This window comes from Streptococcus downei MFe28 (genome assembly GCF_900459175.1).
Classification (GTDB): Bacteria; Bacillota; Bacilli; order Lactobacillales; family Streptococcaceae; genus Streptococcus; species Streptococcus downei.
Genome location: NZ_UHFA01000002.1, coordinates 1,200,336 through 1,225,559 on the forward strand (window position 1 = coordinate 1,200,336; position 25,224 = coordinate 1,225,559).

General features: G+C 41.9%; 23 protein-coding genes and 2 pseudogenes. 19 read left to right on the top strand and 6 right to left on the bottom strand.

Annotation, left to right across the window (positions count from 1 at the left end; translation table 11 throughout):
- Window positions 1-49 precede the first annotated feature (49 nt).
- The 8 genes from DYE66_RS05765 to DYE66_RS05800 all read left to right on the top strand — a co-directional run bounded on the left by DYE66_RS05765 (window position 50) and on the right by DYE66_RS05800 (window position 8,087).
- A complete protein-coding gene (locus DYE66_RS05765) occupies window positions 50-883 on the top strand; it encodes a PRD domain-containing protein (RefSeq protein ID WP_115325020.1) in 834 nt (277 codons plus the stop codon).
- A gap of 22 nt (window positions 884-905) precedes the next feature.
- On the top strand, window positions 906-1,220 hold the full coding sequence (locus DYE66_RS05770) for a PTS lactose/cellobiose transporter subunit IIA (protein ID WP_002999763.1): 315 nt from the start codon (window positions 906-908) through the stop codon (window positions 1,218-1,220).
- A 2-nt stretch (window positions 1,221-1,222) separates the two neighbouring features.
- On the top strand, window positions 1,223-2,929 hold the full coding sequence (locus tag DYE66_RS05775; protein WP_003000031.1) for a lactose-specific PTS transporter subunit EIIC: 1,707 nt from the start codon (window positions 1,223-1,225) through the stop codon (window positions 2,927-2,929).
- 14 nt (window positions 2,930-2,943) lie between these two features.
- Entirely contained in the window at window positions 2,944-4,347 is a 1,404-nt protein-coding gene (gene lacG / locus DYE66_RS05780) for a 6-phospho-beta-galactosidase (RefSeq protein WP_115325021.1), read from the top strand.
- A gap of 78 nt (window positions 4,348-4,425) precedes the next feature.
- Window positions 4,426-5,322: an aldose 1-epimerase family protein gene (locus DYE66_RS05785; RefSeq protein ID WP_003000528.1), complete on the top strand. Its 897-nt coding sequence runs from the start codon at window positions 4,426-4,428 to the stop codon at window positions 5,320-5,322.
- 16 nt (window positions 5,323-5,338) lie between these two features.
- Window positions 5,339-5,608 carry a DUF3884 family protein gene (locus DYE66_RS05790; RefSeq protein WP_115325023.1) on the top strand — a complete coding sequence of 90 codons (270 nt, stop codon included), beginning with the start codon at window positions 5,339-5,341 and terminating at the stop codon, window positions 5,606-5,608.
- 207 nt (window positions 5,609-5,815) lie between these two features.
- The gene (locus DYE66_RS05795; RefSeq protein WP_115325024.1) at window positions 5,816-7,189 is read left to right on the top strand and encodes a DUF3114 domain-containing protein; all 1,374 of its coding nucleotides are present in this window, start codon (window positions 5,816-5,818) and stop codon (window positions 7,187-7,189) included.
- Between the two features lie 178 nt (window positions 7,190-7,367).
- Entirely contained in the window at window positions 7,368-8,087 is a 720-nt protein-coding gene (locus DYE66_RS05800) for a Sir2 family NAD-dependent protein deacetylase (protein WP_019787944.1), read from the top strand.
- A gap of 63 nt (window positions 8,088-8,150) precedes the next feature.
- On the opposite strand, the gene DYE66_RS05805 is transcribed toward DYE66_RS05800, so the two are convergent.
- The 3 genes from DYE66_RS05805 to DYE66_RS05815 all read right to left on the bottom strand — a co-directional run bounded on the left by DYE66_RS05805 (window position 8,151) and on the right by DYE66_RS05815 (window position 10,492).
- Window positions 8,151-8,552 (bottom strand): PaaI family thioesterase, encoded by a 402-nt coding sequence (locus DYE66_RS05805; protein WP_019784384.1) that lies wholly within the window; start codon window positions 8,550-8,552, stop codon window positions 8,151-8,153.
- Between the two features lie 94 nt (window positions 8,553-8,646).
- The gene (locus tag DYE66_RS05810; RefSeq protein ID WP_019787943.1) at window positions 8,647-9,795 is read right to left on the bottom strand and encodes a cobalamin-independent methionine synthase II family protein; all 1,149 of its coding nucleotides are present in this window, start codon (window positions 9,793-9,795) and stop codon (window positions 8,647-8,649) included.
- A gap of 250 nt (window positions 9,796-10,045) precedes the next feature.
- Window positions 10,046-10,492 carry a DUF1694 domain-containing protein gene (locus tag DYE66_RS05815; protein ID WP_115325025.1) on the bottom strand — a complete coding sequence of 149 codons (447 nt, stop codon included), beginning with the start codon at window positions 10,490-10,492 and terminating at the stop codon, window positions 10,046-10,048.
- A 317-nt stretch (window positions 10,493-10,809) separates the two neighbouring features.
- On the opposite strand from DYE66_RS05815, the gene eno reads away from it, so the two are divergent.
- Complete coding sequence (gene eno / locus DYE66_RS05820; RefSeq protein WP_115325026.1) at window positions 10,810-12,111, top strand: surface-displayed alpha-enolase; 1,302 nt, start codon at window positions 10,810-10,812, stop codon at window positions 12,109-12,111.
- A gap of 415 nt (window positions 12,112-12,526) precedes the next feature.
- Here the strand turns inward: eno and DYE66_RS10995 are convergent.
- A pseudogene (locus DYE66_RS10995) lies at window positions 12,527-12,815 on the bottom strand (hypothetical protein); the annotation flags it as partial.
- A gap of 315 nt (window positions 12,816-13,130) precedes the next feature.
- Here DYE66_RS10995 and DYE66_RS05825 point away from each other — a divergent pair.
- From DYE66_RS05825 to DYE66_RS05845, 5 genes are read left to right on the top strand one after another with little or no spacing between them, the layout of a single operon-like run.
- Window positions 13,131-14,138, top strand: a complete 1,008-nt coding sequence (locus DYE66_RS05825; protein WP_115325027.1) for a uroporphyrinogen decarboxylase family protein — start codon at window positions 13,131-13,133, stop codon at window positions 14,136-14,138.
- Window positions 14,139-14,153: 15 nt separating this feature from the next.
- A complete protein-coding gene (locus tag DYE66_RS05830; protein WP_115325028.1) occupies window positions 14,154-15,023 on the top strand; it encodes a transporter substrate-binding domain-containing protein in 870 nt (289 codons plus the stop codon).
- Between the two features lie 12 nt (window positions 15,024-15,035).
- The gene (locus tag DYE66_RS05835; protein WP_002999756.1) at window positions 15,036-15,728 is read left to right on the top strand and encodes an amino acid ABC transporter permease; all 693 of its coding nucleotides are present in this window, start codon (window positions 15,036-15,038) and stop codon (window positions 15,726-15,728) included.
- 8 nt (window positions 15,729-15,736) lie between these two features.
- Window positions 15,737-16,411, top strand: coding sequence for an amino acid ABC transporter permease (locus DYE66_RS05840; RefSeq protein ID WP_115325029.1), 675 nt, complete (start codon window positions 15,737-15,739; stop codon window positions 16,409-16,411).
- 9 nt (window positions 16,412-16,420) lie between these two features.
- Window positions 16,421-17,185 (top strand): amino acid ABC transporter ATP-binding protein, encoded by a 765-nt coding sequence (locus tag DYE66_RS05845; RefSeq protein ID WP_003000233.1) that lies wholly within the window; start codon window positions 16,421-16,423, stop codon window positions 17,183-17,185.
- Window positions 17,186-18,042: 857 nt separating this feature from the next.
- Here the strand turns inward: DYE66_RS05845 and DYE66_RS05850 are convergent.
- Together DYE66_RS05850 and DYE66_RS05855 are read right to left on the bottom strand one after the other, a co-directional pair.
- Window positions 18,043-18,929, bottom strand: a pseudogene (locus tag DYE66_RS05850) (AraC family transcriptional regulator).
- A gap of 149 nt (window positions 18,930-19,078) precedes the next feature.
- A complete protein-coding gene (locus tag DYE66_RS05855) occupies window positions 19,079-20,197 on the bottom strand; it encodes an OFA family MFS transporter (protein WP_019787940.1) in 1,119 nt (372 codons plus the stop codon).
- A gap of 219 nt (window positions 20,198-20,416) precedes the next feature.
- Here DYE66_RS05855 and DYE66_RS05860 point away from each other — a divergent pair, with 219 nt between their 5' ends.
- The 5 genes from DYE66_RS05860 (at window position 20,417) to tpx (ending at window position 25,123) form a co-directional block, all read left to right on the top strand.
- On the top strand, window positions 20,417-21,019 hold the full coding sequence (locus DYE66_RS05860; protein WP_003000236.1) for an NADPH-dependent FMN reductase: 603 nt from the start codon (window positions 20,417-20,419) through the stop codon (window positions 21,017-21,019).
- Between the two features lie 17 nt (window positions 21,020-21,036).
- Window positions 21,037-22,440, top strand: a complete 1,404-nt coding sequence (locus DYE66_RS05865; RefSeq protein ID WP_003000534.1) for an FAD-binding protein — start codon at window positions 21,037-21,039, stop codon at window positions 22,438-22,440.
- A 165-nt stretch (window positions 22,441-22,605) separates the two neighbouring features.
- Window positions 22,606-23,517, top strand: coding sequence for a CPBP family intramembrane glutamic endopeptidase (locus DYE66_RS05870; protein WP_002999774.1), 912 nt, complete (start codon window positions 22,606-22,608; stop codon window positions 23,515-23,517).
- Between the two features lie 89 nt (window positions 23,518-23,606).
- Window positions 23,607-24,371 carry an HAD-IIB family hydrolase gene (locus tag DYE66_RS05875; RefSeq protein WP_003000443.1) on the top strand — a complete coding sequence of 255 codons (765 nt, stop codon included), beginning with the start codon at window positions 23,607-23,609 and terminating at the stop codon, window positions 24,369-24,371.
- A 257-nt stretch (window positions 24,372-24,628) separates the two neighbouring features.
- Window positions 24,629-25,123, top strand: a complete 495-nt coding sequence (gene tpx / locus DYE66_RS05880; RefSeq protein WP_019782489.1) for a thiol peroxidase — start codon at window positions 24,629-24,631, stop codon at window positions 25,121-25,123.
- Window positions 25,124-25,224 lie beyond the last annotated feature (101 nt).

Sequence of the window (25,224 nt, forward strand, 5' to 3'; positions counted from 1 at the left end):
GGGTTTGTTTGTGGTCCCTTTTTGTTTGAAATTAGAAAGGAGGAAAACCATGTATCGGATTGTTCAGGCCCTGAATAATAACGTAGCCCTTGTAAAAGATAAATACGGAGAGCAAGCAGTTGTTATGGGGTTGGGAATTACATATAAGAAGTCCAAAGGCGACTTAATTGTTAGCGACAAAATTGAGAAAGTATTTTCACTAAAGAGCTCAGAGTCCAAAGAAAATTTCTTGACACTCTTAAGGGATGTCCCTCTTGATTTTATTACGGTCACCTATGATGTAATTGACAGCTTATCCAGCAAATATCATTACCCTGTTCAAGAATATCTGTATGTAACCCTGACTGACCATATTTACTGCTCATACAAGGCTATCTTGGATAATACCTATCAAAAGAGTGATATTCGTCAATTATCGCAAGAATACCAAGAAGAGTATCAGATGGCTACAGAAGCTTTAGCAATCTTTAGAAGTAAGCTCTTGGCTGACTTTCCTGATGATGAGATTGGAAAAATTGCTCTGCACTTTATTAATGCTAAGAGCTTAAAAGTGGATGATAAAAAATTAAAGGTCCGTACGGCGAAAACGATTCTAGAACAAGTTCAAAAGATTCTGGAACAATATGATATTAAACGGACTAAGACTAATGTCAATTTCTATGACCGCTTGATGGTTCATTTGACTTATTTCATTGAATACTTGGATAGAAGTCGAGACGATAATTTGTCTTTGCTAGAAATGGAAGATCAGATAAAGCAGACATATCCAAGAGCTTATCAAATTGCTGATGAAATCTATCGGATTATCATAATCGAAACAGGGGTAGACTCATATCCAAGTGAACGATTTTATATCGCACTACATATACAGCGCTTGTTATAAGTTCATTTAGAAGGAGGAAAAAATGAATAGAGAAGAAACGACCTTATTAGGTTTTGAAATTGTTGCCTATGCGGGTGATGCTCGCTCAAAACTACTAGAAGCTCTAAAAGCGGCGCAAGCGGGAGACTATAAAAAAACTGAAAAGCTGATTGAAGAGGCAGATGCCTGCCTAGTTGATGCCCACAATGCTCAAACAAGTTTGCTACAAAAAGAAGCATCGGGCGATGACATTGCTTTTAGCGTGACCATGATGCACGGTCAGGATCACCTGATGACAACCATGGTCATCAAGGATTTGATTACCCATATTGTCGAATTGTATAAGAGAGGAAACTGATTATGAACACCTTGATTGCTCAAATAGAAAAGGGAAAACCCTTCTTTGAGAAGGTATCTCGAAATATTTACTTACGGGCTATTCGGGATGGATTTATTTCTGCTATGCCGGTTATCCTGTTTTCGAGTATCTTCCTTTTGATTGCCTATGTTCCAAATATCTTTGGCTTCACCTGGCCTAAGACTATTGAAAATGGTCTGATGACGCCCTACAATTACACTATGGGAATTATCGGATTCTTGGTTGCTGGAACGACGGCAAAATCTCTGACAGATTCTATGAATCGTCGTTTGGAAAGCACCAATCAAATTAACTTTATTTCGACCATGTTGGCCTCAATGGCGGGCTTCCTGATTATGGCGGCAGATCCTGCCAAAGAAGGTGGCTTCCTTAGTGCCTTTATGGGGACAAAGGGACTTTTAACTGCCTTCATTGCAGCCTTTATTACCGTTAATGTTTATAAATTCTGTGTCAAACACAATGTTACCATTCGGATGCCTGAGGAGGTTCCACCAAATATCTCTCAAGTCTTTAAAGATATTTTCCCTTTTGCCTTCTCAATCATTATTCTCTATGCCATTCAATTAGTGGTGCACACCCTTATCGGTGTAAATGTAGCGGAATCAATTGGAACCCTTTTGGCTCCCTTGTTCTCGGCAGCAGATGGTTATCTTGGAATTACCATTATTTTTGGTGCCTATGCTCTCTTCTGGTTTGTTGGCATCCATGGTCCATCTATTGTTGAACCAGCGATTGCTGCAATTTCTTATGCCAATGTCGAAACTAACTACCAATTATTGCAGGCTGTCCAACATGCTGACAAGGTAATCACCTCCGGTACTCAAATGTTCATTGCTACGATGGGTGGTACAGGGGCAACTCTGGTTGTACCATTTATGTTCATGTGGTTGACTAAGTCGAAACGAAACAGGGCCATCGGGCGTGCCTCAGTTGTTCCAACTTTCTTTGGGGTTAATGAGCCAATTCTCTTTGGAGCACCTATCGTTTTAAATCCTGTCTTCTTTATTCCATTTGTTCTAACACCAATTGTTAATGTTTGGTTGTTCAAGTTCTTTGTTGATACTCTGGGCATGAATAGTTTTAGTGTCAACCTACCCTGGACAACTCCGGGTCCTTTGGGAATTGTTATGGGGACAGGTTTTGCAACTTTATCATTTGCTCTTGCTGCTCTCTTGATTGTTGTTGATATTGCTATCTATTATCCATTCCTTAAGGTTTATGATGAACAAATTTTAGCGGAAGAAGCAGCAGATGGAGATGTAGCAGACTCTCTCAAGGAAAAGGTCGCTGCCAACTTTGATACTAAGAAGGCTGATGCTATCTTAGAAAATTCAGAAGCCAAGTCTAATGGCGGAAGTGGAAACATTCAAGAAGAAACCAATGTACTAGTTCTCTGTGCTGGTGGTGGTACGAGTGGACTCTTGGCTAATGCTCTCAATAAGGCAGCAGCTGAATACAATGTACCGGTTAAGGCAGCCGCTGGTAGCTATGGGGCTCACCGTGAAATTCTACCTCAGTATCAATTGGTTGTTCTAGCCCCTCAAGTGGCATCCAACTACGACGATATGAAGGCTGAAACCGACAAGTTGGGTATTAAGTTAGCCAAAACAGAAGGGGCCCAATATATTAAATTGACTCGTGATGGTAAAGGAGCCTTGGCCTTCGTAGAAGAACAGTTTAAAGATTAAGGAGTGGTTTGAAAATGAAAACTTTACCAAAAGACTTTATTTTTGGTGGGGCGACGGCGGCCTACCAAGCGGAAGGGGCAACCAAGACGGATGGTAAAGGTCCTGTGGCTTGGGATAAGTATCTAGAAGATAACTACTGGTACACGGCTGAACCGGCTAGTGATTTCTATCATAAATATCCAGTTGATTTGAAATTGGCTGAGGAGTTTGGGGTTAATGGGATTCGGATTTCTATTGCCTGGTCCCGTATTTTCCCGACCGGCTATGGTCAGGTCAATCCAAAAGGGGTAGAGTTCTATCATAAACTCTTTGCCGAATGTCACAAGCGACATGTTGAGCCCTTTGTGACCCTCCACCATTTCGATACACCTGCAGCTCTCCATTCCAATGGTGACTTTCTCAATCGGGAAAATATCGACCATTTCGTGGATTATGCAGCCTTCTGTTTTAAGGAATTCCCTGAGGTCAACTATTGGACGACCTTCAACGAAATTGGTCCTATCGGTGATGGTCAGTACTTGGTTGGTAAATTTCCTCCGGGCATTAAATACGATCTGGCCAAGGTTTTCCAATCTCATCATAATATGATGGTAGCTCACGCGCGTGCCGTCAAACTCTTCAAGGATGCTGGCTATTCAGGAGAAATTGGCGTAGTCCATGCCCTGCCAACCAAGTATCCTCTTGATCCTGATAATCCGGCCGATGTGCGTGCTGCCGAGTTGGAAGATATTATTCATAATAAATTTATTCTTGATGCCACCTATCTGGGGCATTATTCCGACAAGACCATGGACGGGGTCAATCATATTCTAGCTGTTAATGGAGGAGAATTGGACCTGCGCTCAGAAGATTTCCAAGCTTTGGAGGCTGCCAAAGACTTGAATGATTTCTTAGGAATTAACTATTATATGAGTGATTGGATGGCTGCCTTTGATGGTGAAACTGAGATTGTTCACAATGGTAAGGGAGAGAAAGACAGTTCTAAATACCAAATCAAGGGTGTTGGTGAAAGAGTCGCTCCGACCAATGTTCCAAAAACTGACTGGGATTGGATTATCTACCCTCAAGGACTCTATGACCAAATCATGCGGGTTAAGCGGGATTACCCCAACTACAAGAAAATCTATATCACCGAAAATGGTCTAGGTTATAAGGATGAATTTGTCGACAATACGGTCTATGATGATGCCCGGATTAACTACGTCAAGCAACATCTGGAGGTCCTCTCAGATGCCATTTCTGGCGGCGCCAATGTCAAGGGATACTTTATTTGGTCGCTGATGGATGTCTTCTCCTGGTCCAATGGTTATGAGAAACGCTACGGCCTCTTCTATGTCGATTTTGACACGCAGGAACGCTATCCTAAGAAGAGCGCCTACTGGTACAAGAAGCTAGCCCAAACTCAGCAAATTGAGTGAGGCACAGCTACTTAGAAATGAACGTATTAAGAGGCTTGAGCTAGGTGAGTTCGGCCTCTTAAGTCTATGGAGGAGTTTATGGTAATCCATCTAAAAAATGATAATCTGGAAGTTCAATTTAGCCAACTGGGTGGCGCTTTGACTTCCATTAAAGATAATGATGGGATAGAATATCTATGGCAGGGGAATCCTGATTATTGGTCAGGTCAAGCACCAGTTCTCTTTCCTATCTGCGGTAGTCTAAGGCTTAACTGGACGGTTTATCGGCCAGCTGAGCGACCTCATTTCACAGGCTCCATGCCCCGTCATGGTTTGGTTAGAAAAGAGAATTTTACTCTAGAAGAAGTGACTGAAACTTCAGTGACCTTCCGCATCAAAGCAAGCGAGGCTATGCTCAAGGCCTACCCTTATCAGTTCCAGTTAGACATCAGATATACTCTAACAGGTAAGATGATTAGGGTTGATTATTTGGTCACCAACAACGAGGCTGAAAAGAATATGCCCTACTTCATCGGTGGCCATCCAGGCTTTAATTGTCCCCTGCTAGCTGACGAGGACTACGAGGATTATTATTTAGAGTTTGCACAAGAGGAAACTTGCTCAGTCCCCAAATCTTTCCCAGACACAGGTCTCTTAGACCTGCAGGATCGCAAGCCCTTCTTACAGAAGCAAAAGACCTTAAACTTGAGTCATGATTTATTTGACCAAGATGCTATCACCCTAGATCAACTCAAATCGCGCTCAATCAGCTTGCACTCCCATAAGCATGACAAGGGTATTCAATTAGATTTTGAAGATTTTCCTTACTTAGTCCTCTGGTCAACAACTAATCAAGGCCCTTTTATCGCTCTGGAGCCCTGGAGTGGTCTTTCCACCTCCTTGGATGAATCGGACTATTTTGAGGATAAGCGAAACGTTAGCTGGGTCAAGCCTGGTCAAACCGATCTAAAGTCCTTTACAATCAGTATTCTTTAGAAAGCCGGTAAACTTTATGTTAGAAAAACTAAAAGCCCTAAAAAATAAAACCATGGCAGCTGCTTTTGAAATTGTCTATATGGTTACCTTTAAAGATAAGTCGGCTATTCCTCAAGTCACTCCAGCAATCCAATCTCTCGCTAAGTGGTATATCACTAGTGGAGATGAGTGGTACGGTCATTCCGAGGATTCCCTGGAAGATTTCAAGGCTAAATTTTTAGACTTGACTGGACTGACTGAAGAGCAGGTTGTTTTTACCAAAGAACACCTCCCCTTTTCAAAATAAGGCTTAAGAAGTCTAAGAAGTCTGAGCAGATGAAGCAGGAGCAGGCTGTCACTCTCGGAGCTAGGATAGAAAATAACACTAGTTAGTAACTTAGGGGTTCGCTCATCCGTGGACCTCTTTTTATTTTTTTCCAATTTTTGCTCTGCTAGGGTGGACTAATCCTAATCCTTCCTATTGTTTTAAGGGAGCTTTTGCTATAATGGAAACATGAGAAGACGATGGTTAATCTTATTTAGTCTGGCCTACTTTTTGATTGGCTTGGGTCTGGCTGCTAATTTAATAGAGCGACAGGACATGACCCTATATAGTGGCAAGACGCAATACCGATTCCAGGAGGAAAAAATTAAGGCGGTTGACCTTAATAAAAAACTGGACCTCTACCAAATGCAAGTAGACCTGCAAAGTCTGAAACCCCAGGCAGACAAGGCCATGGCCCAGGTCAGGGCAGGGGTGGCTAAGCTCCGACAGATTGGTTGGTCGGATTCCGTTATCTACTACGCCTATCTGCAACCCCTTGAAAAGGAGTGGGATGCCAAGAAACGTGACCAAGAAATCAAGACCATGAATCTAGAGAAAGAAAAGTTGGCTAGCCCCACCTACAATCGGTTTCTAGATAAGGAAATCGCCCTGATGCGACAAGAAAAATCTAAAAACCCAGAATTTTCGAACCAGCAAAAGCGAGCCAGCCATCTCTTGAAAATCGCCCTGAAAACTATTTCCATGCCTTCCAATCTATCAGGAAGTCAGACGGAAACGAGTCAGTTACTGGGACATTTTGATGAAGATCTAGAACCAGATTCGCCTTACTGGCGCCAATTGGCCCTCTGGGTTCAGTATACCTTCCCCAAAGGCTTGTCCAAAAAGAAGGCCTTCTACCGTCAGGTTCATCAGTTACGCTATGTGATTTCTGCCCAGCAGGCGGATTATATTCGTCGCCACCATAAAAGAAAGGGCTGGACCGATGCCCAGGCCCTAGCGGACTATGTTAGCGACTTAGACGAGAGCAATACCTTTCTTGAGGAGATTGGCGTGGATAATTCTGACTATTACTACGATTATAGCTCGGACGAGTCTGCTCGCCTCCATAATAAAATTCCCCTGCGAGACCTTGAAGGAGAGCCAGAGGCTGGCCAAAACCAGCCAATGGACCAATCTCTTCATATCCAATTTAAGTTGGTCATGCATTTTCATACGGAGTTTATCCTAGACGAAAATGGCCATTTTGTGAATGAATTAGACAAAGAAGGCAAAAGTGAAAATGGGATAGCTAACGGTGCCAGCTTTAATTATGCCCAAGCCAATAGCGACAGTCATCAAATTTTAGACATTAAACCCGCCCAAAAATTAGATCCGTCTTTCCGCAAGAAGGTCATTAAAACCTACAAGATTCCAAATACCTTGAGGGATGAAGGCTCAGAAACAGCTAAGAGAAAGTGGATAGACAGTTATTTCAATGAAAATGGTTACTTTGCCTTCAAGGGGAAGAGTCGCTACCAGGTAGTCAAGGATCAGGTGGATGCTTTTAAGGAGCTGGTCCAACAATCTAGCCAGAAAAGAAAGACCAAGGAAAGCCTCAAGTGAAAGTTACCTGAGACTTTTCACTTGCGCTTAGCCAGATGGGCCTAGGATAGCAGTTTCTAGCAAACGAAAATGCTTGCTTCTCATGTAAGCGTCTGCCTTCTTTATTGCTAACTGGCCCTTTGTTTGGAAGAATGAGTGAATTAAGGAGTATAATGGAGGTAATAGATGGGAGGTTGCTATGAATCAAAAAGAACTTGAAGGAATTATTCAAAAGGCAAGAAATCCGATTATTGTGACAGGAGCCGGTGTCTCTACCCTTTCGGGGGTACCCGATTACACAACCATGAAAGGAACCAAGGTTGAGGGCCGTTATTTTCAAGCTCGGCAAATTTTATCACGGCCCTTTTTCCAAACCTATCCTCGAGAATTTTGGCGGTGGCATCAGCAACAGTTCTTGCAAAATCTTAAGCCCAATAAGGTTCACCGCTGGATTGCCAAGCAGGCTATCCCTGTTTTAACACAAAACATTGATGGCCTCCACCGTTTGGCAGGTTCTAAAGCAGTCATTGAATTTCATGGAAAAGCCGACAAAGCCCTCTGCCAAGTTTGCTTTGGGGAGATAGACCTGCGAGATGATCAGGCTGTTTTGGAGCACTCCCATGGCTTACTCACCACAGAACCTCTACACATTTTGGCAGACCATGCGGATACCGAGATTGTCCTCTATGGGGATGCCATAAAACCAGCTAATTTGGAACTGGCAGTTGACTGGACCGAATCCAGCGATTGCCTGCTTGTTATCGGATCGACCTTGGAAGTCTATCCTCTAGCAGGCTTGGTTTTACAGCAAGTCCCCAAGAAGATTATCTGGATAGACAAGGCCAAAAACGGGGTGGCCAGAAGCCACCCCGATATTACTTTTATTCAGAAGGATTTTCGAGACTTTTTTGATGATTAAGATAGAAGTAGACACCATTTCAAAACTAACAGAGAATCTGACTATCCTCATACAGGCAGTTATTTACTGATCGCTAACGTCCTCTTGGTGCTCACCTGTCACATACATGGTGAAGCAGGCCTTGGCAAGCAGGTCCTCAGCTTGATTTTTGATAAGGACATCGATGACCTTGGTGGAGCGACCGTCATGACTACAAGTTCCTTCGATGGTCAGTTGGTCTCCCAAATTTCCAGCTTTTAGGTAATTGATATTGGCTTGCAAAGTGACCGCATCGTAGCCAGTCGAAATGGCAGTTAGGCCACTGATCTGGTCACACATGGCAAAGAGGTAGCCCCCGTGGGCCTGGCCATAGTAATTCAGAGAAGATAAAACAATGTCACTCCTGACAACCACATGGCCGTAGTCAAAAGTCACCAGTTGATAGTTTTCAAAAACCTCTATTTTATGAAGATAATCCTTTTGCATCTTTTGGCTCCTCATCATTAGACTATCATTAGCATAAGACAAAAGACCGAAAAAATCCAATCTGAAATCAAGTCCCAGATTGGATTTTTGAAAATTATTTCCAGAAATTTTCTGCGATTTTTTGGCCTTGTTCAATCTTTTTCCATTGTTGAGGAATGGTTAATTCATTCCCTGAATCACAGGAAGCAAAGCCACATTGGTGGGAGAGGAAGAGCCTTTCCTTAGGGAGAATTTGGCTAGCCTCTTCCAAGAGCTTGTAGACACGATCTTCATCGTCTAGTTCAGTTGTCTTAGAAGACAGCAGTCCCAGAACAACCTCTGCATCTTTGTCCTTCAAGGCCTCCAGAGCCTTAATATCACCAGAAGTGTCGCTATCCCATTCTAGGAAGAAGCGGTCGTAGTGCTGGTTGGCCAGGAATTTCTTAGCGATGGCCTCATAGGTTCCACCGGTTGCTGAACGACTTTCGTAGTTTCCGCGACAGTTATGGGTCCAGACCTTGAGCCCAATTTGGTGGCCATAGTCAGCCACCTCGTTATTGATGGCAATAAAGTCATCTGCCAAACCAGCTAGTTGCTCATTACTGAGACCAGCAAATGGGGTTAGGGGATTGCTGGCATCGAAGAGTTCCCAGAGGCAGTCGTCAAATTGGACGATTTGGCCACCGGCCTCCTTGTATTCAGTCAAGAATTCCTTATAGGCGCCAATGAGTCCTACCTTTAACTCTTCATTAGTCTTGTAGACTTGGTTAGGACCAGCTAACTCATCAAAAATAGCTAGTTCAGTATAGGCATGGGCAGGTCCCCAAATGGTCTGCTTAGTAGCTTGGTCACCAGCCTCCTCTTTAACCAATTTGTAAATATCAAGGAAGTGATGATTTTTACCAGAGAGGGGCTCGGTAATCCGAATACCGATATCCTTGCGAGTCTCAAAATCCCCTTCTTCATGGTCTTGGAAGGTATAGCCTTGTTGGGCGATGTAACGCTCAATCCCCTTTAAACCCCAGACAAAGTCAAGGTGCCACATGGAGCGACCAAATTCGCCGTCAGTCAAGGGAGAAATACCGTGAGCCTTTTGTTCTGCCACGATTGCTTTGATGTCGGTAGTTTCAGTCTCTTGATAGCCTGGTAGGGCATCGTAGAAGGGGTAGGAAATATCATCACGCTCTTCGATTTGCGTTTTATATTGACGGAGATTAGCCGGACGTAGGAGTGAACCAACCAATTGGAATTTTGCTTGTGACATTCATCGAACCTCTTTTCTTAAGAATTGTTATACTAACTATTGTAAACTGTCACTCCTCATTTGAAAAATAGTTAATTCACCGCCAATGGTATAGCTAATAACTATAACTTGAGTGTGGCGGTCAGGAAAAGGTCAGCCTAGCTTCTTTTGACCAGAGAAAAAGTAGGCCACTTGACCTACTTCATTGAGCGCACTCTAGAGCTTAAGGAAAATTGGAATTTCCTTCCATTTCCTATTTTAATCTTGGCTCTTACTTAAATAAGTTTTTCCAGAATCCCTTTTTCTCAGTCGTTTCCTCCTTGTCTGATTCAAAGAATTGGGGATAAAGTTTAAAAATATCGGTTTCTTCTTGGTGGACGGCCTGGTCTGTGTGAATCAGTAAATCAAAGGGATGGTCGCCACCTTCGTTGACATTGGTGAAGCTGATGCCAGCTGTCTGAGCCATTTTCATGTAGATGACCTGGTTGGTCTGGGTCAGATTGGAACAGGATTTAATTTTAAGGACGGGATGCTTTGCTTTTAAATCTTCTAAGATTTTGGGGAAGGCGGTTTTGACATCGTCACGGTTGCCCATATTTTTATCAATAGTTAAGAGGACACGCTCTCTAAAAGTACCAATGTACTGGCGTTGTTCATCAGGCTTGAGTCTGGTTTCCCCAGAAGCAGCAGCCATTAATTTCTTTTCTATATTGTCCATAGATTACCTCGTAGACTCATTCTACCATAAGATAGGAGAGAATGGCTAGATCGCCTTAAGCCAGTTTGAAATAGGAGCTTAGAAATTTTGAAAAATAGTCTTATTAGTTTTTAGTTCTTGGAATTTGAAGATAAGTGAATTACTAAGACTTGTTTGTGTCAGAGAAGGTGGGATATATAATCGGTTTTCCTTTTGCAACGAACCTTTATGGCTAGGCAGTTTTAGTTCTTATATGATACGGTTCTTGTTTGCGAATTAACAAAGTTTGTGTTACTATTATGGTGTAAAAAAATTAAACTCATAAGGAGAGTATTGTAATGTCAATTATTACTGATGTTTACGCACGCGAAGTCCTTGACTCACGCGGTAACCCAACACTTGAAGTAGAAGTTTATACTGAATCAGGTGCTTTCGGACGTGGTATGGTTCCTTCAGGAGCTTCTACTGGTGAACACGAAGCAGTTGAACTTCGTGATGGTGACAAATCTCGTTACGGCGGACTTGGTACTCAAAAAGCTGTTGACAACGTAAACAACATCATCGCAGAAGCTATCATCGGTTGCGATGTACGCGACCAACAAGCAATCGACCGTGCAATGATCGCTCTTGATGGTACTCCTAACAAAGGTAAATTGGGTGCTAATGCCATCCTTGGTGTGTCTATCGCTGCAGCACGCGCAGCCGCTGACTACCTTGAAATCCCACTTTACAGCTACCTTGGCGGATTCAACACTAAAGTTCTTCCAACGCCAATGATGAACATCGTCAACGGTGGTTCTCACTCTGACGCTCCAATTGCTTTCCAAGAATTCATGATTATGCCTGTTGGCGCACCAACATTCAAGGAAGGTCTTCGTTGGGGTGCTGAAGTATTCCATGCTTTGAAGAAAATCCTTAAAGAACGTGGTCTTGAAACAGCCGTTGGTGATGAAGGTGGATTCGCACCTCGTTTCGACGGAATTGAAGATGGTGTAGAAACTATCCTTAAGGCTATCGAAACTGCTGGTTATGAAGCTGGTGAAAACGGAATCATGCTTGGTTTCGACTGTGCTTCATCTGAATTCTACGAAGATGGCGTTTACGACTACACTAAATTCGAAGGTGAAAAAGGTGCTAAACGTTCTGCAGCAGAACAAATTGATTACATCGAAGGTTTGGTAAACAAATACCCAATCATCACAATCGAAGATGCTATGGATGAAAACGACTGGGAAGGTTGGAAGGCCCTCACAGAACGTCTTGGTAACCGTGTTCAATTGGTTGGTGACGACTTCTTCGTTACAAACACTGACTACCTTGCACGTGGTATCAAGGAAGGTGCCGCAAACTCAATCCTTATTAAGGTTAACCAAATCGGTACTTTGACAGAAACTTTCGAAGCTATTGAAATGGCTAAGGAAGCTGGATACACTGCCGTTGTATCACACCGTTCAGGTGAAACTGAAGATTCAACAATCGCTGACATCGCAGTTGCAACTAATGCTGGTCAAATCAAGACAGGCTCACTGTCACGTACAGACCGTATGGCTAAATACAACCAATTGCTTCGTATCGAAGATCAACTTGGTGAAGTTGCTCAATACAAAGGTATTAACTCATTCTACAACCTTAAAAAGTAAGCTTGTAGCTGAGTTTGGATAAAAAGAGCTACTAGGTTTCCTAGTGGCTTTTTATGTATACTCATGATACTGAGATAGTCATTAGCTAACCCCACCATCCTTTTAAAAATTTTAACCAAGATTCTAGTTAATACTCATTTAAATTCAAAAATAGCAGTTATTACAAAAGAATATCCACTGTTCTCATCTCAGTTTATGTAAACAGAATAGACAAATTGGAATACTTTCGCCCTTGTGGTATTATTCGTAACAGTTGCGCTGTTACGAATAACGGAAATTTTGAGACCCTAAGCTCAAGAATTAGCAATGAAACTCCTTTGGATTTAGCAAACAGTTCCCCAAACTGTTTGTTCTTGCGTCCGCACAACCTAAGAAATATCCCAAATGCTAATTTTGTTTTTCAAAGAGTATAAGATCACAATCTGAAAATCTTTTTCCTCTTTAAGAAAGTCATATTTTCGAAAAGAGTGGCTGTCCACTTTTGGTGGACAATCGTTTGTAAATCCTGCCAATGAAGTCCTTGGATGCCGCTTGTAGCTGATTAATGACATTCTCTAAGGTTTTTAAAGACCTTGTGTTTGAAGCCGTCTTTACGAATCTCCGCCCAAACCTGTTCAATGGGCTTCATTTCAGGGGAATAGGAAGGAATAAAAGCAAAGGAAGTCAATATTATTGGGGCTCTCTAAAGTCTTAGCTTTGTGCCAGTCTAGGAGCACTGTTTGAGGTTGCAGAAAAAAATAGAAGACAACAAGTTTACCAAGGTGAGGTAACAATTATTGGCGTCTGATTTAACAGGGGATCAGGTTTCTTTGAATGCTTGTGATTGGAGACTGGTTCAATAGTTCTCGCTTGAAAATACTTTAGCCTCACGACGCTATCTATAAGAAAAATTTATAGCGGAGAATAAAAAATATAGATTAGACAGATTCTTAGAAGGTGATAGAATGAAAATAAGTTTTGTAGGTGTTTCAATACACTTATATTTTTAGAAAAGCAATGGATGTTATAGGAGGAAGTCTATGGTTATCAGTAGAAAAGAGAGAGTCATAAAAGCCTTTCATGGAGAATCTGTGGATAGAGTGCCGGTCGGTTTTTGGTACCATTTTTTGCCAGAAGACGAATTAGGTCAAGGGCTTAATAACCACACTATTTTTCAGAAGAACCTTGAAGGACATCGTAAATTTATTAAGGAAGTAGATCCTGACTTTATTAAGATTATGAGCGATGGCTTTTTCACTTATCCCAACCCTCTAATCACTACAGGAGTCTCCTCTATTCAAGACTTATCTGAAATCAGTTCTATTGGTGAAGACCATCCTTGGTTTGAGCAACAGGTAGAGCTGGTTAAGGCTATTAAAAATAGTTTTACGGAGGACATCGTTGCGATTTATAATATTTTCGCTCCTGTAACTTATCTCAAATGGCAGTTAGCTGGCCAGATAGCAAGTGGAGATACTTTTATTGCTGATTTTCTGCATGAAAATGCACAAATATTGAAAAGGGTGCTAAATACGATTGCTGGTGATATTGCCATTTTAGTCAGAAAGATAATTACTGAAGCTAAAATTGATGGTATTTATCTCAGTGTGCAGTCTATTCAAGATGATAGAGTTTCTGACGAAGATTACCGCCATTACATAGCTCCGAGTGATTTAAAAATTCTTGAAGCAGCTCATCAGGTAGACGGGGTGAGTGTGCTTCACATTTGTGGCTATGAGGGTGCTACTAACAATATCGGTTTCTTTAAAGACTATCCAGCGCAGGTATATAACTGGGCAGTAAAGCCTGAAGGAGTTAGTCTGTCCAAGGGACGAGAGCTCTTTGGCGGAAAACCTGTTTTAGGTGGTTTTGTCAATACTCAAGAGGGAGTGTTGTACAGTGGCAGTAAAGAGGAAGTTCAAGCGCGTGTGAAAGAACTTTTACAAGAAGCAGGTACGAGAGCCACTATTATTGGTGCTGACTGCACGATTCCAAGTAATATCGGCGCTGAGCGCATAGCTTGGGTAAAAGAAGCAGCTGCTTGGTAGAATGGAGGTCAATGGATGGCACAAAAAAATAACACAAAAAAATGGTTCATAGCAGGCGGAATTCTTGTTTTACTTATTGGCGGTACCTTTATCGGCCGTCATTTTGCAGGACAAGGAGTTAATAGCAATAAGGTAACAACCTTAAAAATTGCCCATACGCAGAATTATGCTCCTTATGATTATGTTGATGATAAAGGAAAACATACGGGGTATGAAGTTGAGGTTCTAAAAGCGATTGATAAGAAGTTACCTCAATATAAGTTCGATTATACCGGTACAAGTGATGAAGATTTGCTAATTGGTTTGGAATCTGGAAAATATGATATCGGGATTAAGGGTGCTTGGTATACAAAGGAGCGGGCGCAGAAATTTATTATTCCTGATGATCCGATTGGTGCCAGTGTTATTGGCTTTACTATTCGCAAGGACGATAAAGAAAAATTTAAAGATATTGATTCCTTTGCCCAATCAAGCGGCAAATTAGTTCCTATTTCTCCTCAAAATGCCCAATGGAACGTAATTGAAGATTATAATAAGAAACACAAGGAACATACCATAGACCTTAAAGCTGCTGAAAGCTTTACCATGGCGGATGCCTATGCTTGGGTACTTGAGGGACGCTATGATGCTTATTTTGATATAAAGCTGTCATTTGAACAAGCTGTTAAGGATAAGGACGGTGCTTACCATAAATACGCTGATCAGCTGACGTGGGTTCCCTATAAAGGAATTGAGACTTACCCTTTGATTCATCGCAATACATCCAACAAAAAATTTGTTAAGGACTATACCAAAGCTATTAAAGAAGTGAAAAATGATGGAACTCTGGCTAAGCTATCAAAGAAATATTTTGGAGAAGATGTTTTCAATTATGTAACAAAATAAAGGGGGGAAGCCATGGTTCCTTATACACCGTCTTATATTTTTAAGGTTCTTCCAATTATTTTGTCTGCCCTCCCTGTGACCTTGTGGGTTATTGCTTTAACGGTGTTCTTAGGAACACTTTTGGGAGCTAGTCTGACTTGGGCACAGGTAGGTTCTGATACTGGTTTAGCTGGTTTTGCTAGGGCTTATGTATTTACACTAAGGTGTACTCCGCCGATTGTCTTGCTTTTTCTGGTTTTTTATGGATTGCCTCAATTTTTGACATGGTGGCTCCATTTGGATGTTGATGGTTGGTCACGAACGATTTTTGTTGTTGTAACCATGGTGTTACTCTTTGCTGCATCTGTGTCAGAAGTTTTTAAAGCTGCTTATTTAGCGGTACCTAAGGGACAAATGGAAGCTGGCCTCAGTATTGGTTTGACAGGCTATCAGACCTTTAGACGAATTTTGTTACCGCAGATTTTTAAAATTGCCCTGCCCAATATTATAACAGCTATTTTAAATTTGATGAAGGATGCTGCCTTAGCTTATACGATTGGTTTGGTAGATGTCATGGGAGCAGGTAATTTACTAATCAGCCGCAATCTGGGCAATTATTCCTTGGAAACTTATACAGCTGTTGCCTTTATTTATTGGGGACTCGCCTTGATTTTATCAGTGGCTTCTCATCTGCTGGAGCATCATCTAGATCTAGAAAATAGTTAGGAGGGCTTATGGATTTTAACTATATTATTCATACTTTTTTACTCTCCTTAAAAGGTGTTCCTGTTACTTTAGCTATCATGGTCGTCTCGCTTCTATTAAGTTTTTTACCGGCCCTTTTTTTGGCATTAGGAAGAATTTATAAAATCAAAGGTGTGACGGCTTTTTCGGTAGTCTATTTGGCCTTTATCCGTGCAACCCCGCCGATACTCCTAATCTTATTTTTCTACAGTCTTTTACCCAGTGTTTTAAATGTGTTTTTAAAATCAAGCGGCCTTGATATTTTTAAACTTAATCCTATTTATTATGCTTTTATTATCTTTAGCTTAATGGCAACGGGAACTTTATCAGAAATTTTACGTGCGGCTATTTTAACTGTTGATAAAGGACAGCTAGAGGCGGCTCAGTCTATTGGTTTAACCACTACTCAGAGCTATTTTAGGGTTGTCTTTCCTCAGGCTTTACGAAACGCTCTGCCCAATCTCTGTAATCTAGTCATTAATATCGTTAAGGGGACATCATTGGTGTTTGTGATGACGGTTAAGGATATAACGGCGATTGCCAAGGTAGAAGCAGCTCACGGTTACCAATATTTTGAATCTTATTTGGTAATTTTCATTATTTATATTATTATCTGCGGTTTCATCCAATGGGGCTTCTCAGCCTTAGAGAAGCGCTTTTCTTAAGGAGGATCTATGTTAGATGTTAAAAAATTATCAAAGCAATTTGGAGATAAGACTGTCCTTGACAAGGTTGATTTAAAAGTTAATAAAGGAGATGTTATTGTTATACTGGGACCTAGTGGTTCAGGGAAGACAACCTTATTGCGCTGTCTCAATCATCTCGAAAAGGCCGATCAAGGTCGGCTAACTTTGGATAATCAGTCTTATGACCTAGCTGACCTGAATCGTAAAGAGATATTGACTATTCGGAAGAAGACAGCTTTTGTCTTTCAACATTATAATCTCTTTGCTAATAAAACAGCCCTGGAAAATATTTTGGAAGGTCTTGTTATTGCTAGAAAAATTCCAAGGGAACAAGCAGAAACAGTAGCTTTAAAAGCTTTAGAGAAGGTAGGACTGCTAAGTTATAAAGATTATCATCCTAATCAGTTGTCTGGTGGTCAGCAGCAGCGTATCGGTATTGCGCGTGCGATTGCAGTGAAGCCTGATGTTATCTTTTTTGATGAACCAACATCTGCATTGGATCCAGAATTGATTGGAGATGTTTTAGGGGTTATGAAGCAACTGGCTGAGGAAGGTGTGACCATGATTGTAGTGACACATGAAATGAGTTTTGCAAGAGATGTTGCCAGTCATATCGTTTTTATGGATGGTGGTCATATCATTGAATCAGCTCCTCCTCCGGAGTTCTTCACAGCGCCTAAAGAAGAGCGGACACGTCGTTTTCTGTCCCGTATTTTATCGGATGATAGCTATACTGCTGATCGTATTCCTTAAGAAAAAGCATTATGCCTCCATTCTATCATGGTAAGGCTGAAGGAGCTGCATTGTCATGCGATAAAAGGAAAGGTTTATAATTTTTGAGTACCACTCTGACTTTGATGACAGTAGTAATGCCATAACAGCTTTTTATACTTAACCAAATTCAAAATTCGATAGCCTTCGCTTTTTCATTTCTAGGCTCAGGCAAAAAACAGCCACTGGATGCTTTCTTTAACTAGTGTGGACGCAAGAACAAACCGTTTGAGGAAGGGGTTGTTAAATCCAAAAGCGTTTCATGGTGACACGAAGTTAGGACAGTCAATTTTACTGGCCTAACTGAGTTAGTGGGGGAGCTAGTCAATCGTCATAGAGATTGGCATTAGGGAGTCAGACAGAAAGGGCTTTGACAGTCGTCAAAACCTTCCAAAACCCTCGTGGTCCCTCACTTCCAATTTCAAGGTGTTGAGCTAAATAGTCCACCGGACTATTTTACTACCCCAGTAAGGGTGACTAGCTGTCCTTTCTGCACCTTGAAGTGGTGCCAAGACTGCAATCAACTACTGCGGCATTTGCTGCTTTAGCAGCTGATGTCTTTACTCCCTTGCTGATGATGAGCTTCTATTAAAGGTCTCAATTTCCCGTAATTCGCAACCCCGCAGGTGTTGTGAATCATACCACTAGGGCGAAGATATCATTTCAAGCTCACTTCGTTCGCTATTCCTCTAAAAATGTCAAGCAAACTAGTAAGCACAAATTATCTGATTTTGATTTTCAAATAGTATTGATAAGAAAAGGCTCATTATCCCTTTTAGGATATATAGAGCCTTTTTGTGTTTTCCCAGAATAGAGTAATCTTGTTTTGGAGTGGAACACTATTCTCGCAAAATTTTTCCTGAAAACTCTTGCCGATATTGTCTGGAAGTCAGCTTATAGTATTTCTTGAGCTGACGATTAAAGTTAGATTGGTTGGAGAAGCCGACTTGACTCGTAATGTCCTGAATAGTGAGGCTAGTCTGCACAAGCAGTTCACAGACCTTGTTGAGCCTCAACTGTAGGGTGAACTCAAGGCAGCTACTGCCGGTGTGCTGTTTAAAGATACTCATGAAGTGGGTACGACTGTAGCCGAAGTAGTCAGCTAAAAATGAGATAGTCAGATGTTCGGCATAATGGTCATTAATATAGTCAATTAATTCCCTGAGTTTTTGATAATTTTGGTAAGTGTTATCTGTATAGTGACGATTAATATGGCGGTATTTAAAGAGTAGATAGAGAAATTCATGACATTTTGATTTTAATAACATATCAAAATAAAGAGATTGAACCCTGACTAATTCAAAAATCTCAAATAAACACAGTCTTTAATGATTTGGTAACCAGACATACCTGGTTGAATGCGAGGGATGATTTTAAAGTGAGCATTGTGCAGGGGCTGTAAGTAGCGTTGGCCGTATTTATCAATGATTGAGCGGCCGAGATTGTCCAGATGAATACTAAAGGTATCACTAATCAATTCTTGCTGGGCTGCTGCTTGAATAGAGTGCATGCTATTGGGTTGAATCAACATGATATCCCCTGTTTGACAGTCAAAAGCTTCATAATTTATGAGATAGGTCCCTTTGTCCTTGCTGATGTAAGAAACTTCCAATTCAGGATGCCAGTGGTACATGATTCCTGGCTGTCCATAGGCTAAGCGGGTCTGATAAAATTTATAGGGAAAGCCGGATGGATTATCTTTGATATAAGAAGATTCTTGAACCATAATCTGCCTCATTCTAATCAATCTTATAAGCTCATTATAATATAAGCTATTGAATATGATACCTCTACCTCTGCTTGAGACGGAACCATCAGTACTAAAAAATTTGGGGATAAAAAAGGAGTGCAAGGAAATTTCTATTCCATTAATCATTAGGCATTTTTCTTGCTTAATTTCACATAAACAAAATTAAGAGCTAAACCAATTAGGGCTAAGGCAATTGCTACGTAGAAGGCGTAACTATAATTACCGTGGTTGCTACCAGCTATTTGGACAGCAACACGAGGAGCGAAGAAGGCTGCCAGAGAGTAACCAGTAAAGACGATACCGTAGTTGGTACCTTGATTGGCGGGACCATAATTTTCCATAACCATGGATGGGAAGACGCCCATAACACCACCGAAGCAAATCCCTAGACCAATAATGCCGAGGGCAAAACCAAATTGGCCTGGGATGAAGGTCAGAACCAATAAGGCTAGGGCAACAACGGAATAAATAATAGTCAAGGTCTTGCTACGTCCCAGTTTATCGGAAACCGTACCCCAGATAAAGCGACCGCTAGAATTACAAATAGAATAGAGGCTAACATTGAGGGCAGCGGTGCCTGCTGACAATCCGAACATGGACTGACCGATTGTGGCGGCTTGCGAAGCAATCATGAGGCCGGAGAATGAACCGACAAAGAACATGGAAATAATCGCATAGAAAATCGGTGATTTAAGCATACCCAGCCAGTTGATATTGCGGGAACCAGCCTGTTTTTGTTGAGGTGGGTTCCAACCTTCAGGCTTATAGCCTGCTGGAACAGCTTTGATGAAGAGGCTGGCAAGAAGGACAACAATAATGTAGGCCAGACCCAAAATACGAAAGGCAAATTTAGCATCGTGACTTTGAATTAAGAGATTGGCGATAGGAGACGCGATAACGGCTGCAAATCCCTGTCCCAGTCCAGCCATGAGGCCGTAAGTCAGATAGAGCATACCAGGGCTGGTTGCAAAGCCACTGAGGCAAAAGCCAGCAGCAAATAAAAGGGCACCCAGGGAGATTGTCCATTTCACATAACCCTTGTCGACCAAATAACCTCCAAGAATCATAGGAATGGAGCCGATGGCATTATTGATGGTGAAGGCCAACATGATCTCTGGCATGGTCCAGCCAGTCTCTTTACTAAGAGGTCCAGCGAAGACACTAAAGGCATAGATGGCACCCGTACAGAGTAAGATGGCAGCAGAGGTGGCCAAGGTATGCCAACGATTGATAGATTTTGTCATAGCAATAGTCCTTTCTGTGACTTTGTTTGTGTTTTCACAAAGTATACTATCTTTTGAAAACGCCGTCAATGCTATTGGATAAAAATTCGGGATTTATCAAAAAACCAATACTATTGTACGATAAATAAATGTTTTTGTTTTAAAAATCAAAAGAGAGCGTTTACAAAAAAATTGGAGCGTAGTACAATGAGGGTGAAAAAGTGTGAAAGAGGTAACAAGATGAAATTAGTTGCTATTGTTGGAACCAATTCCAAACGGTCAACCAACCGAAAATTACTAAGGTTCATGGCTAAGCATTTTGCCAAGCAGGCGGACATTGAAATTCTTGAAATCAAGGATTTGCCAGCCTTTAATGAGCCAGAGGATAAGATAGCTCCTCAAGCCGTGGCAAGCTTTACTGAAAAAATTGTCCAAGCTCAAGGGGTCATTATTGCGACACCAGAATACGACCACACCATTCCAGCCCCGCTGTCCTCAGCCTTGGAATGGATTGCCTATACGAGTCGTCCTTTGATAAATAAGCCTGTCATGATTGTAGGGGCTTCGCTGGGGCTGTTGGGAACTTCACGTGCCCAGGCTCATTTGCGACAGATTTTAGATGCGCCTGAACTTAAGGCAAGGCTGATGCCAGGGAATGAATTTCTACTGGGTCATTCCGAACAAGTCTTGACCGATGAGGGAGAGCTGACCAATGCTGATAAGGTGGCTGAGCTAGAAGATTGCTTTGCTGAGTTCTTAGAATTTGTCAGCCTGACCAATCAACTGGTCAAGGAAGCTGATACCAAACGCAAGCAAGCCTTCGCTTGGGAAGCCGCGGACTAGGACAGAAGGGAGAAATCATGAAATTAGTTGCTATTACAGGAACCAATGCCAAGCATTCCTATAATCGAAAATTATTGCAGTTCATGGCCAAACATTTTGCCAAAAAGGCCGACATTGAAGTCTTGGATATTGACCAGGTCTCTATGTTTGATGAGACTGATGATCAAACAGACTCCCCAGTCATTCAGACCTTCAACCAAAAGATTAGTCAAGCGGACGGGGTCATTATTGCGACTCCCGAACACAACCATACCATTCCTTCCAGCCTCAATAGTCTCTTGGAATGGCTGTCTTTCAATATCCATCCGCTGGATGGCAAGCCAGTTATGATTGTTGGGGCTTCCTATTCTGAGCAGGGGTCTTCACGGGCCCAGCTCCACCTGCGCCAAATTTTGGATGCTCCTGGGGTTAATGCGACCGTTATGCCAGGGAATGAATTTCTGCTGGGCTTTGCCTACATTTCTGTCCTTGACGACTATGTGCGCCAGCAAGGTGGTTTTATCTTGACCGATAGCCCAGTTAAGGAGCTAATCGTCGAAAACGGTCAGGTTAAGGGAGCCATCGCGACCGGACGCAACGATCAGACGATTACAGTTCATGTCAAGGCTGTTGTTCTGGCATCAGGTGGCTTTGGTGCCAATACCAAGATGCTCCAAAAGTACAATACCTATTGGACTGAAATTGATGATGACATTAAGACCTCTAACTCACCAGCCATTACAGGTGATGGTATTATCCTAGGCCGATCGGTAGGAGCAGACCTTGTCGGCATGGGCTTCACCCAAATGATGCCAGTTTCCGACCCCAATACTGGTGCCCTATTCTCAGGTCTGCAAGTGCCACCGGCTAACTTTATCATGGTCAATCAAGAGGGTAAACGCTTTGTCGATGAATATGGTAGCAGGGATAAACTAGCTCAAGCAGCCATTGATAATGGTGGTCTCTTCTATTTGATTTCCGATGACAATATCAAGGCAACGGCCTATAATACCAGTCAAGAAAAGATTGATGCTCAGGTGGCTGCTGGAACCCTCTTTAGGGATGATAGCTTGGAAGGCCTGGCCAAACAAATCGGTGTCAATCCAGAGGTCTTTGTCCAAACCATTAACAACTACAATTCCTATGTAGATGCGGGTCATGACCCTGAATTTGACAAGGGGGCCTTTGACCTCAAGGTTGAAAAAGCACCTTTCTATGCGACCCCTCGTAAGCCAGCTGTTCACCACACCATGGGTGGTCTGAAAATTGATACTCAGGCTCATGTTCTCAACGAAAAGGCTCAGCCAATTTCCGGTCTCTATGCAGCAGGAGAAGTTGCTGGTGGTCTCCATGCCGGTAACCGCCTAGGCGGTAACTCTCTGACCGACATCTTCACCTTTGGCCGCATCGCAGCCCAAACCGCTGTTGATGAATGGTGTTAAATACCTATTTAGATATTAAGGTACAGTTTTAGTCTGTGCCTTTTTGTTTTGATTACCCTTGCAAATTTTGGTAGAATCTGTTATGTTAAAAAAGTATATATTAAATATATATATATATATCAAAATGGTACAACATAATTAAACCTAATTTGCGGAGGTGACAATATGAAGCAGAATATTTTTATAGAGACTGCTAAAGGTAGACTTATTAGACCTATTGTTTTTGTGCTCCCACTTGGCCTTCTGTTATTTATTGTTGGTCAATTGCTGGGAATTGGTATCGTAACTATTTTTGTCAAGATTTTATCCCTGCTTGGCTTGGCCAGCCAAACGACAGCTATAACGGCGTTGGCCTTTTTGAACTATGATTTTGGTGTTTTCTTGGTTTTCTTTGCCTGGGTCAAATGGGTTGAAAGGCGTCCCATTTCCTCTATGGGTCTCTTTAAGAATCGAGCAGGAGTGGAATTGCTAAAAGGTTGGCTCCTAGGTGGAGCAATGTTTACTTTGATTATCTTCTTACTTGGTCTTTTTGGTATTGTTCAGATTGATAAAATAAATCTGACGGTCTCAAGTCTAGGGTTTCTCATTCTTTTTATCCTGGCTTGGCAGGTCCAAAGTGCTGGTGAAGAATTGATGACCAGGGGCTGGTTATTGCCGGTTTTAGCCAGTCATCACCGCAGGATAACAGCCGTCTCCATTGTATCAGTCCTGTTTGCGGCCATGCATTTATTGAATCCTAATGTGACCCTGATTTCATTTGCCAATGCAACTCTTTTTGGTCTCATGATGTGTCTTTACCTTATTTGGAAAGGTAATCTTTGGGGAGCTTTTGGTATTCATGCGGCTTGGAACTGTTTTCAGGGTTCCATCTTTGGTGTTCAGGTTTCTGGTTTAGGTGTGTTGCCGTCAGCTATTATTAAGCTCAAGTTGGCTGGACCAGACTTTTTAACCGGTGGTAAATTTGGTATTGAGGGAAGCTTGGTGACCTTAGTCATTTATGCATCTGTTTGTTTTTTCCTCTACCTGAAAATTCGTAAGAAAGTGGCAGTCAGGCCACAAATATCCAGTAAAAGCTAGGTTTCGGCCTAGTTTTTTGCTATAATTGTAAGTGCTTTAATAATGGTGGGTATGGCCATTTCTGAGCTATACTCAATTAGGAGTTTGCTATGAATTTTATTTTTGACCTGGATGGAACTCTGTCGTTTGATGGTCTTAGTATTGATGAAAAAAGCAGGAAGGTCCTAGCCCAGGCCAGTAACTACGGTCATAAAATCAATTTTGCTTCAGCTCGCTCTTATCGTGATTCGCTTGATATGTTAGGTCAAGACCTAGCCAAGGAACGAGTATTTGGACTGAATGGTGGCTTGGTCTATGAAAAGGGCCAGTTGATTCTGGAGCACAAGCTGGACTACGAAGGTTACCAGGAAGCTCTTAAGTACTGTCGCTATTACAATTTGCCTTTCTTTGTGGACAATTCCTTTAACTATGCAACGGGAATTGAGGACTATATTCCCTTTATAAAAATGGTTGATCCTCTGAATTTAGCTCAGAAGGTTTCCGCTGACGACCTAAAGAATCCTATCAAAATGGTGGTTTATCTGGGCAACCACGAAGATTTACTGGCGGATATTACCTATCGGACTAAGGAAATGAACAAGTTTGAGATCACCTACCACGAAAATGAAAAGTGTCTCTATCTCAATCCAAGTAATATCAGTAAAGCCTCTACTATCAAGGAGGTTATCAAGGAGCCTTATATCGCCTTTGGCAATGATAAAAATGACATCAATATGTTTAAGGAGGCTCTCTACGCTGTTCAGGTGGGACACTACCCTTACTTGAAGACTTATGCGGATGACCAAGTTGAAGCTGACAGCCAAGCAGTTGCAGCAAAAATTTTGGAACTCTTTCAGAACTTTCAAGAAAAGTGAGTGTTTGGGGCTCATAAATTTTTTAATATGCTAAAACCCAGCCTGGAAGTAGCTCTTCTGGGCTTTTTGATTAGGCGAGTTTGCCTAGGCTAGACCTAATGAAAGTCAATTTTCTACTCATAAAAGGAGGTATATTACTCTTTTGAGTTCAAAAGGTTATTTCGAATTTTGGGGAGCCCAAAACAAAATTTTAGAAATCTATTTTCAAAAGCGTTATGATGAAGTGCCGTTAGGTGACGGCTAGAAAGCGAGATACTATGCTAACATTTTTAGGAAAACCAGTGACGGTAGCAGCAGATAAACAGCTGCAAGTAGGAGATACAGCGCCAGATTTCACCCTGATGGCTTCGGATTTGAGCCAAAAAAGCCTGTCAGACTTTGCTGGTAAAAAGAAGATCCTTAGTATTGTACCTTCCATTGATACAGGACTTTGTTCAACACAGACTCGAACCTTCAATCAGGAACTGTCAAACCTTGAGGATACGGTTGTCATTACCATTTCGGCCGACCTCCCCTTTGCTCAGCAAAAATGGTGTGGGGTGCAAGGATTGGATGAAGCTATCATGCTATCGGATTACTATGACAATGGTTTTGGTCAGGCCTATGGAGTCCTGATGGAAGAGTGGCACCTGTTAGCTCGGGCTGTCCTAGTCCTGGACCAACAGAACCAAGTCACCTACACCCAATATCTGGACAATATCAATGCCGAGCCAGACTACCAGGCGGCCATTGAGGCGGTCAAGGCTATCTAAATTTATACCTATAAGACCTGTAGAAAAAAAGAGAGACAAGTAAGCAAACCCGTGATTTGCTTACTTTCTATCGGATTCAAGCCCTCGAAAACAATAGATAA